The following is a 9,386-nucleotide window of genomic DNA, read 5'->3' on the forward strand; positions in this document are numbered from 1 at the left end:
GTCGTGGGTGGGGATACCGAGGCCCGCAGAGAGCGCACCCTGGGGATCGAAGTCGACCGCCAGCACCTTCCGGCCGTATTCGGCCAGCGACGCGGCGAGGTTGATCGACGTGGTCGTCTTTCCGACGCCGCCCTTCTGGTTGCACAGCGCGATGATGCGTGCAGGGCCGTGGGACTTCAGCGGCTCGGGGATCGGGAAGCCGTGATACGGACGGCCGGTGGGTCCCATGGGGGTCTCGTCGGCCTTCTGCGCCTTCGCCCTGGACTTCGCCACTTTCTCAGCCACCCGTTCTCCTGCTCCGTCGTGCTTGGTCGATTGTACCGGCCATGCGGTTCTCCGGCCGCCTCGGCACGCGGCAGAGAGATCGGCGAGCGGCAGAGCGATCGGCGCGCGGCAGAGCGACCGGCGCGCGGCAGAGCGACCGGGCCGGTGCGGCACCCCTCATCGGGCGCGCGGGTGCGACGTCGCGTAGATGTCGCGGAGCGCGTCGACGGAGACGTGGGTGTAGATCTGCGTCGTCGCGACCGACGAATGCCCGAGGAGCTCCTGGACCACGCGCACATCCGCCCCACCCTGCAGGAGGTGCGTCGCGAACGAGTGCCGCAGGGTGTGCGGGGAGACGTCGACCGTGATCTCCGCTCTCTCGGCGGCAGCGCGGATGACGAGCCAGGCGCTCTGGCGTGAGAGCGGGGCGCCCCGAGCGCCGAGGAACAGTCGGGCAGAGGCACGTCCCTTGGCCGCCAGTCCCGGACGCACGCGCGTCAGGTACGCGTCCATGGCGGCGCGCGCGTAGGAGCCCACCGGCACGATGCGCTCCTTGGCCCCCTTCCCCCGCAGTCGCAGCACGTCGCCGTGTGCCAGGTCGTCCACGTCGAGGTCGATGGCCTCTGACACCCGGGCTCCGGTCGCATACAGGAGTTCGAGCAGCGCGCGATCGCGGATGCCGAGCGGGTCCTCGGGCGATGGCGCGGCGAGAAGGCGCTCGACCTGCTCGATGGTCAGGGCTTTGGGGAGCCGTCGCGGCGCCTTGGGCGGGCGGAGCCGGCCGCTGGGGTCGTCAGCCTCGATGCCCTCGCGTGCCAGGAAACGGTGCCAGCCCCGGACCGACGACTGCAGGCGCGCGAGGCTCGTCGAGGCGGGCGGCGGCTGGGCAGATGCCCGCTCCGCGATGAACCGGTCGATCACGGCAGGGGTCACTTCAGCCGTGTCGGCGATCCCTTCTGCGACCAACCACTCCTGATAGACGCCGAGGTCACGCCGGTACGCCGCGACAGTGTGGGCACTCAGGCCCCGCTCGACCGTGACATGACGCAGGTAGGCGTCCAGGGCGCGCTCGAGCTGCATCGTCAGTCCCGGTCGCGCAGCCTCTGCGATGCCGCGAGCACCCCGATGGCGAGGATGCCGTTGCGCATCCGCCCCTCGAGCACCGCCGAGACGGCGTCCGAAAGCGGCACCCACGCCACCCGGATGTCCGCCTCCTCGTCCTCCCGGTCGTGTGCCGCGTCGGCCGAGGAGACCCCGGTCGCGAGGAACACGTGGATGATCTCGTCGTTCCCGCCCGGAGTCGTCCAGGAGGAGACCAGGGGTTCCCAGCGCTCGGCGACGAGGTCGGCCTCTTCGGCGAGCTCCCGCCGGGCTGCGGCAAGAGGCTCCTCCCCCTCCACATCCAGCAGTCCTGCAGGGAGCTCCCAATCCCGATGCCGAATCGGGTGACGGTACTGCTGGATCAGCAGGACGCGCCCCTCATCGTCCAGGGCGACGATCGCCACCGCGCCGGTGTGATCGACGTACTGTCGGACGATCTCACCGTCTCCGTAGCGCACACGGTCGGAGCGGACGTCCCAGACCCTGCCGCGGTATACGAGGTCGCTGTGAAGGACCTCCGGTTCGAACGGCTCGTCGCGGAGGTCCTGCGGCGACTCAGTCATCCGCGCTGACGTCGAACAGCTCGCTCGCGCGGTTCCGCTCGATCGCTGCGCCGACCAGTCCGCGGAACAGCGGGTGCGGAGCGGTCGGACGCGAGCGCAGCTCGGGGTGCGCCTGAGTGGCGATGTAGTACGGGTGCACGTCGCGGGGAAGCTCGACGTACTCGACGAGGTCGAGCTCCGGGTTGAGACCGGAGAACACCAGTCCGGCCTCCGAGAGACGGTCACGATAGGCGTTGTTCACCTCGTAGCGGTGACGGTGGCGCTCGGAGGCTTCGGGCGCACCGTACAGTTCACGGGCGAGCGATCCTTCGGCGAGGGCGGCCTGGTACAGACCGAGGCGCATGGTGCCCCCGAGGTCGCCTCCGTCGAGGATGTCGACCTGCTCGGCCATCGTGGCGATGACGGGCTCCGCCGTCTCCGGGTCGAACTCGCTCGAGGACGCGCCTTCGATGCCGGCGACGTCGCGTGCGTACTCGATGACAATGCACTGCAGGCCGAGGCACAGGCCGAGCGTCGGGATGCCCTGCTCACGCGCGAACTTCAGCGCGCCGAGCTTGCCCTCGATGCCGCGGATGCCGAAGCCTCCCGGCACGCAGATGCCGTCGAGCTGGGCCAGCTGCTCTCTGGCGCCCTCCGGGGTCTCGCAGAGGTCGGAGGGGATCCAGCGGATGTTGACCTTGGTCTCCTGTGCGAAGCCTCCGGCCTTGAGAGCCTCGGTCACCGAGAGATAGGCATCGGGGAGGTCGATGTACTTGCCCACCAGGCCGATCGTCACCTCGTGCTTGGGGTTGTGCACCGCGTGCAGCACCTTGTTCCAGCGTGTCCAGTCGACGTCGGCCGCCTTCTGGTCGAGGCCGAGGCGGCGCACGATGTACGAGTCGAGTCCCTGCTCGTTCAGCGTCGAGGGGATGTCGTAGATGCTCGGCAGGTCGACGGTGTTGATGACGCCCTCGACATCGACGTCGCACATCAGCGCGATCTTGTTGCGGTTGCTCGCGCTGACCGGGCGGTCGCTGCGGAGCACCAGGGCGTCCGGCTGGATGCCGACCTGGCGCAGGGCCGCCACGGAATGCTGCGTCGGCTTGGTCTTCTGCTCCCCCGAGGCGCCCATGAAGGGCACGAGCGACACGTGCACGAAGAACACGCTGTCGCGGCCGAGCTCGTGACGCAGCTGGCGCGCGGACTCGAGGAACGGCTGCGACTCGATGTCGCCGACGGTGCCGCCGACCTCGGTGATGATCACGTCGGGACGCGGGTCTTCCGACGCCTGCAGGCGCATCCGGCGCTTGATCTCGTCCGTGATGTGCGGAATGACCTGCACCGTGTCGCCGAGGTACTCGCCGCGACGCTCGCGGGCGATCACCTGCGAGTAGATCTGGCCAGTGGTGACGTTGGCCGCCTCCGACAGGTTGATGTCGAGGAAGCGCTCGTAGTGGCCGATGTCGAGATCGGTCTCGGCGCCGTCGTCCGTCACGAACACCTCGCCATGCTGGAACGGGTTCATCGTGCCCGGATCGACGTTCAGGTACGGGTCGAGCTTCTGCATCACGACGCGCAGGCCGCGGGCCGTGAGGAGGTTTCCGAGGCTGGCCGCCGTCAGTCCCTTGCCCAAAGACGAAACGACACCACCAGTCACGAAGATGTGCTTGGTCGTGTCGTTCTTGGGTCCCGCAGAAGAAGAGTTCATCACGGGCTTCGATCCTATCAGGCGGTGGGCACTCGGAGGCTGAGAAGTTCACGCGCGTGGGTCAGAGCGGCGTCGGAATCGGTGAGCCCCGACAGCAGACGTGCCATCTCGGCTTCGCGCTCCTCCCCCTCCAGACGCCGCACGCTGGAGGCCGTGACCGCGCCGTCATTGGCCTTCACGACTGACAGGTGGTTGTTGGCGAAAGCTGCGACCTGTGCGAGATGTGTGACCGCGATGACCTGCGACTTCTCGGCGAGTCGGGCGAGTCGGCGTCCGACCTCGATGGCCGCAGCGCCACCGATGCCCGCGTCGACCTCGTCGAACACGAACGTCGGAACCGGGTCGGTCGCGGCGATCACGACCTCGATGGCCAGCATCACACGGGAGAGCTCGCCGCCAGAGGCTCCCTTCGAGACCGATCGCGGCTCGGCGCCGGGGTGGGGCGCGAGGAGGATCGCGACATCGTCTCGGCCGTGGGCGCTCTCGGTGCCCTCGGAGACCGCGACTTCGAGGCGGGCGTCCGGCATCGCGAGAGCGTGGAGCTCCTCCGTCACAGCGGCGCCCAGACGAGAAGCCGCCTCGGTGCGCACCGCAGTCAGTGCATCGGCGTGCGCGTCGAGCTCGACCCTGGCCGCATCACGCTCGGCGATCAGCCTTTCGATGCGGTCACCGTCGTCGTCGAGCTCGGCCAGCCGCGCGGATCCGGTCTGCCAGAGAGTCAGAGCCTCATCGAGCGAGCCGTGGGCACGGATCAGGGTCCCGAGCGCCGCACGCCGCTCTTCGACCGCCGCGAGCTCATGCGGACCGGTCTCGTCGAGGTCGGCGAGATAGGCGGAGAGGAGCCCCGCCGTGTCGGCGATCCGGTAGCCGATGTCGGCGAGGTTCTCCCCGATCTCGGTCAACTTGGCATCAGAGGCTCGTTCGAGCACGCGACGTGCCTCCGCGACGAGCGCCGCGGCATCGGGCTCGCCGTCTTCGCTCGACAGCGCGGCGTGGGCGAGAGATGCTGCGAGACGCAGCTCCTCGGCGTTGGCGAGACGCTCGGAGCGCTCGGTGAGCTCCTGGTCCTCCCCCGGCTCCGGCGCGGTCGCCTCGATCAGTGCGATGGCCTCCCGCAGTCGCGTGGCTTCTTCGGCCCGCCGATCCCGGTTCTCGGTGATCTCCGAGATCTCGGCGTCGAGCGCACGCCAACGAGCGAAAGCGGCCGCATAGGTGTTCACGGCTTCCGCGATCGGAGCACCACCGAAACGATCGAGCGCATCGCGCTGGGCGGTCGCTGATCGCAGCCGCAGCTGCTCGGACTGGCCGTGGACCACGACAAGCTCTTCCGCGAGCGAAGAGAGTACTCCCGCCGGAGCGGCGCGGCCACCCACACTCGCGCGGGAGCGCCCTTCCGCGCTCAGCGTGCGCGACACGTAGAGTTCGGCGCTGCCGCCACCCGCGGGCTCCAGCTCTCCGCCGGCGTCGGCGACGATCTCTGCGACGCTGCCCTCTTCGGGGACGATCCACACGCCGGCGACCGATGCCTGCGACGCACCGGCGCGCACCGCCCCGGAATCGGCGCGCTGGCCGAGGAGCAGCCCGAGTCCGGTGACGACCATGGTCTTGCCCGCACCGGTCTCACCCGTGACCGCGGTGAAGCCGGGGCCCAGCGGCAGAACGGCATCGGCGATGACGCCGAGCCCCTGCATCCGCATCTCCTCGATCATGACGACCTCTCGCTCACGACGTCGCTTCCGTCGCCTGGCCACGCCACCCGGCGACGGGCAGCTGGAACTTGCGCACGAGACGGTCCGTGAAGGCCGTGGGGTGCAGGCGCGCGAGCCGCACGGGACGTGAAGAACGACGCACCACCACACGAGCGCCCGGCGGCAGTTCGTGCGAACGGCGTCCGTCGCACCACAGGATGCCGGAGCCGTCCGTGCGCTCGAGCATCTCGATCGCGACCGACGCGTCCGGGCTGACCACCAACGGCTTGGCGAACAGCGCGTGCGCAGACAGCGGCACCACGGCGATCGCCTCCACACTGGGCCAGATCACGGGGCCTCCCGCCGAGAAGTTGTAGGCGGTCGATCCGGTCGGAGTGGACACGACCATGCCATCGCAGCCGAAGCTCGACAGGGGGCGTCCATCGATCTCCAGTACGATCTCGATCATCCGCTCACGGCTGGCCTTCTCGACCGTCGCCTCGTTGAGCGCCCAGGTCTCGTAGACGACCGTGCCATCGACATCTTTGACCCGCACCGACAGCGCGAGCCGTTCTTCGACCTCGTAGTCGCGATCGATCACACGGCGCACCGCTTTGTCCATGTCATCGCGGTCGATCTCCGCGAGGAAGCCCACATGCCCCATGTTGATGCCGAGCACGGGTGCGCCGCTGTCCCGCACCAGTTCCGCGGCTCGCAGGATCGTCCCGTCCCCGCCCAGCACGATCGCCAGCTCGAGGTCGGCCGGGTCGACGGAACGCCCGAGCACGTCGGTGTCGACGAAGAACGGGTCGACGGCCGCGAGGTCCTCGTGATCGTCGACGGCCAGAACGGGTCGCGCTCCGGCCTCTCGAAGAGCGTCGATCACCCGACGGGCGGCCTCGACGGTGTCGACACGGCCCGCGTGAGCGACGACCAGGATGCAGCGCTCGTTCATCGTCCTCCTGCCAGTCGGTTGATGGTGTCCAGCCATTCTGTCGGATTGCTGCCCCGCCCCGGGGCGAGGTGCACGAGATACTCCGCGTTCCCGTGCGTACCGAGAATCGGGGAGGGAAGGATCCCGAGCATGCCGAGTCCCAGATCCCACGCGCTCCACACCGTTCTGGCGACGGCGTCGGCGCGCGTTGCGGGGTCGGTGACCAGACCGCCGCGGACGGCTGTGCGCCCGACTTCGAACTGGGGTTTCACGAGCAGGAGGATGTCCGACTCCGGCACTGCCACGGCGGCGACGGCCGGAAGCACGAGTTCGAGGGAGATGAACGAGAGGTCGCCGACGATGAGATCGGGTGCCGCCGTCTCGCCGGTCGCCGCGGTGAGGTTCTCGCGTGTCATGTGACGGACGTTGTAGCCCTCGACGGCGATGACGCCGGGGTCGGCGGCGATGGACGGAGCGAGTTGCCCGTGCCCGACGTCGACAGCGAGGACCGTGCGCGCGCCGCGTTCGCGCAGCACCTGCGTGAATCCGCCGGTGGATGCGCCCATGTCGAGCGCGAGACGCCCCTGCGCCGGGACGGCGAAGCCGTCGAGACCCGCGATGAGCTTGTGCGCGGCCCTGCCGACGTAGTGGTCGGCTCCGGCGATCGTGATCTCGGTCCCCTCGCCGACCGACGTCGACGCCTTCACGACCGGTCGGCCATCGACACTGACGAGCCCCTCTGAGATGAGGGTCGCCGCGTGGGTGCGCGAACGGGCGAGTCCTCGGGAGGCGAGGGCGGCGTCGAGTCGCGTCATCGGGATCCCGACGTCTCCCGCTGCTCGACCTTCGCACCGGTCTCGAGGCGACGGGAGAGCTCGTCGTGCAGCGCAGAATACGCGTCGGCACGGGCAGGAAGCGGCTGACCCTCGATCAGGCGCAGCCGACTCCACAGACCATCGGTCGGTGCGCTCGTCGTCTCATCGCTCACGGTTCTACTGTACGCGGCCCCTCCGACGCAGGAGGGCGCCACGCGACGGCGTCAGGGGCGGTGGAACGGATCCTCGTAGAGACGCTCGGGAACCCGCAGCACGAACACGGGCGTTCCCGAGGCCCAGATGGCGGCAGCGCCCGCCCGCAGGAGATCGATCTGCTCTGCGGACTCCGCCACGATCTCGACATCGGCACCGGTGACACGCACGGCGGCGCCGTTGACACGGAAGACGCCGTCCTGCTGAGTCACTTCAGGGTACGGAAGATGCAGCTCGCGCAGGTCGCCGAGGATGTACGTAGGACGCGACCCCTCCGGTGCCGCCAGCACATGCTTCGGCCGATCGATGCCCGTGAGCACCAGAGCGGAGTCGATGCCCGCCCGGCTGGCGCCCATGATGTCGGTGTCCAGACGGTCACCGATGAAGAGCGCCTTCGTCGCACCGAAGCGTGCGAGCGCCTCCTGGAAGATCGGCTCCTCCGGCTTTCCCGCGACGGTCGCGAGCCGGCCGATCGCGGTGTGGACAGCGGAGACGAGCGTTCCGTTCCCCGGCGCGACGCCACGCTCCCGAGGAATCGTCCAGTCCGTATTGGTGGCGATCCACGGGATCCCGCCCTCGTCCTCCGGGAGCTTCAATGCGAAGGCCGCCTCAGCGAGATCGGTCCAGGCGACCTCGGGCGCGAAGCCCTGCACCACGGCGCTGGGTGCATCGTCCGCGCTGCGGGTGACCGTGTAACCCGCCTTCTGCACCTCGTCGACGAGCCCGTCACCGCCGATGACCAGGATCGTCGCCGGTGCGGGCACGATCTGGGCCATCAGACGCATCGCGGCCTGCGGGCTGGTGACGACATCCGTCGCCTCGACGTGGAGCCCGAGACTGCTCAAGTGCTCAGCCACGGACGCGTCGGTCCGCGCAGCGTTGTTGGTGATGTATCCGAGCCGAGCGGACTTCGCCGCCTCGTTGAGACTCTCGACCGCGAACGGCAGTGCCCCGGGACCGGCATAGACCACCCCGTCGAGGTCGGCGAGGACAGTGTCGACACCGTCGAGCGGAGTAGGTGCCGACCGCTTCCGAGAGAACAGCGCCACTACGCCTCCGGCTCCGACTCGTTGTCCTCGTCCGCGTCCTGATCTTCGTCCTGATCCTCGCCGAGCAGCTCGCGCACCTCGTCTTCGACCGAGGGCTCTTCCTCGTCTGATGCGTCGGACTCAGATGAACCGGACTCAGCCGCATCGGACTCAGCTGCATCGGAGTCAGCTGCATCGGCGTCCGCCTGGGAGGGCGCGGCCGAGGCGTCGTCCTCGTCGGGGAACTCGCCCTCGATGAGGCTGTCCTCGATGAAGATCTCTTCGTCGCCCGCTTCGTCGATCCCGAGTGCTTCCGCGGCGACCTCGGCACGGTGCGCCCAGAACTCCGCCTCGTCGGTGCGCCCGAGGTCTTCGAGCACGGCGGCACGGGCAGCGAACAGAGCGGGGCTCCATTCGAACGCGCGATCGGGGTCGAGCTCGGGGATCTCCAGCTCACCGAGCGCGAGCTCGAGATCGCCCTGATCCAGCCGGGCTCCCGACATGGCGATGGCGAGTGCGACGCGGACAGGCGTTTCGAGGGCAGAGCGATCCACTGCACGCCCGGTCTCGAGCGCCCGGTCAGAGCGACCGATACCCCGCTCACTGTCAACCATCAGAGCGATCTGATCGTCCTTACCGGAGATGCGACGGTAGGTGCGCAGTTCGCGCAGCGCGAGAGCGAAGTCCTCCGTGGCGTACGCGGTGATGCCGAGGGTCTCCCGGACGATCGCGATGCGACCGGCGCGTCGGGAGGCGGCCAGTGCGTGCTGGTGGGCGAGCGCAGGATCCTCATCGATGAGCCGTGACGCCATCGCGAGGTGACGGGCGACGTGCTCGGCATTCTCCTTGCTCAGCGTCTTGAGTTCGTTGCGCGCCGCCCCGTTGAGGTCACGCGCGGTGACATCGTCGGGGATGTGGGGCTCATCGAACCGCGGACGCTCGTTGGCGGCCTGCGCCGGCCGCTCCCGACCCGCGCCCCCGCGCTGCGGGAAGGAACGCCCAGCGGAGCGGTCGCCGCCCTCGCGGTTGTAGCCGCCTTCACGACGAGGCGCACCACCATCACGGTTGTAGCCACCCTCACGACGAGGCGCAC

At 69.2% G+C, this 9,386-nt stretch carries 9 protein-coding genes and 1 pseudogene; all 10 read right to left on the minus strand.

Translation table 11 applies throughout. The features are described from left to right. Positions 1-228 (minus strand): ParA family protein (locus AX744_RS08985; RefSeq protein WP_197429197.1); only part of this gene is annotated, 228 nt, incomplete at its 3' end. A 213-nt stretch (positions 229-441) separates the two neighbouring features. Further along, positions 442-1,344 (minus strand): site-specific tyrosine recombinase XerD, encoded by a 903-nt coding sequence (gene xerD / locus AX744_RS08990; protein WP_061016411.1) that lies wholly within the window; start codon positions 1,342-1,344, stop codon positions 442-444. A 2-nt stretch (positions 1,345-1,346) separates the two neighbouring features. Next, positions 1,347-1,928, minus strand: a complete 582-nt coding sequence (locus tag AX744_RS08995; protein ID WP_046749375.1) for an NUDIX domain-containing protein — start codon at positions 1,926-1,928, stop codon at positions 1,347-1,349. Beyond that, complete coding sequence (locus AX744_RS09000) at positions 1,921-3,615, minus strand: CTP synthase (protein ID WP_061016413.1); 1,695 nt, start codon at positions 3,613-3,615, stop codon at positions 1,921-1,923. The genes AX744_RS08995 and AX744_RS09000 overlap by 8 nt, the downstream gene beginning before the upstream one ends. Before the next feature lie 17 nt (positions 3,616-3,632). Then, positions 3,633-5,324, minus strand: coding sequence for a DNA repair protein RecN (gene recN / locus AX744_RS09005; protein WP_058633031.1), 1,692 nt, complete (start codon positions 5,322-5,324; stop codon positions 3,633-3,635). 13 nt (positions 5,325-5,337) lie between these two features. Then, complete coding sequence (locus AX744_RS09010) at positions 5,338-6,258, minus strand: NAD kinase (RefSeq protein ID WP_046749378.1); 921 nt, start codon at positions 6,256-6,258, stop codon at positions 5,338-5,340. Beyond that, positions 6,255-7,052: a TlyA family RNA methyltransferase gene (locus tag AX744_RS09015; protein ID WP_061016415.1), complete on the minus strand. Its 798-nt coding sequence runs from the start codon at positions 7,050-7,052 to the stop codon at positions 6,255-6,257. The genes AX744_RS09010 and AX744_RS09015 overlap by 4 nt, the downstream gene beginning before the upstream one ends. After that, a complete protein-coding gene (locus AX744_RS20635) occupies positions 7,049-7,225 on the minus strand; it encodes a hypothetical protein (RefSeq protein ID WP_164734087.1) in 177 nt (58 codons plus the stop codon). Before AX744_RS20635 ends, AX744_RS09015 begins: the two co-directional genes overlap by 4 nt. A gap of 51 nt (positions 7,226-7,276) precedes the next feature. Further along, positions 7,277-8,314, minus strand: coding sequence for an HAD-IIA family hydrolase (locus tag AX744_RS09020; RefSeq protein ID WP_061016417.1), 1,038 nt, complete (start codon positions 8,312-8,314; stop codon positions 7,277-7,279). Beyond that, a pseudogene (locus AX744_RS20640) lies at positions 8,314-9,386 on the minus strand (primosomal protein); the annotation flags it as partial. The pseudogene AX744_RS20640 and the gene AX744_RS09020, both read right to left, overlap by 1 nt.

The organism is Microbacterium sp. CCH5-D1 (assembly GCF_001557335.1).
Taxonomy (GTDB): domain Bacteria; phylum Actinomycetota; class Actinomycetes; order Actinomycetales; family Microbacteriaceae; genus Microbacterium; species Microbacterium oxydans.

Excerpts from the sequence above, each read along its gene's own strand:
- xerD (WP_061016411.1), bottom strand. The coding sequence starts at position 1,344 with ATGCAGCTCGAGCGCGCCCTGGACGCCTACCTGCGTCATGTCACGGTC.
- AX744_RS08995 (WP_046749375.1), bottom strand. The coding sequence starts at position 1,928 with ATGACTGAGTCGCCGCAGGACCTCCGCGACGAGCCGTTCGAACCGGAG.
- AX744_RS09000 (WP_061016413.1), bottom strand. The coding sequence starts at position 3,615 with ATGAACTCTTCTTCTGCGGGACCCAAGAACGACACGACCAAGCACATC.
- recN (WP_058633031.1), bottom strand. The coding sequence starts at position 5,324 with ATGATCGAGGAGATGCGGATGCAGGGGCTCGGCGTCATCGCCGATGCC.
- AX744_RS09010 (WP_046749378.1), bottom strand. The coding sequence starts at position 6,258 with ATGAACGAGCGCTGCATCCTGGTCGTCGCTCACGCGGGCCGTGTCGAC.
- AX744_RS09015 (WP_061016415.1), bottom strand. The coding sequence starts at position 7,052 with ATGACGCGACTCGACGCCGCCCTCGCCTCCCGAGGACTCGCCCGTTCG.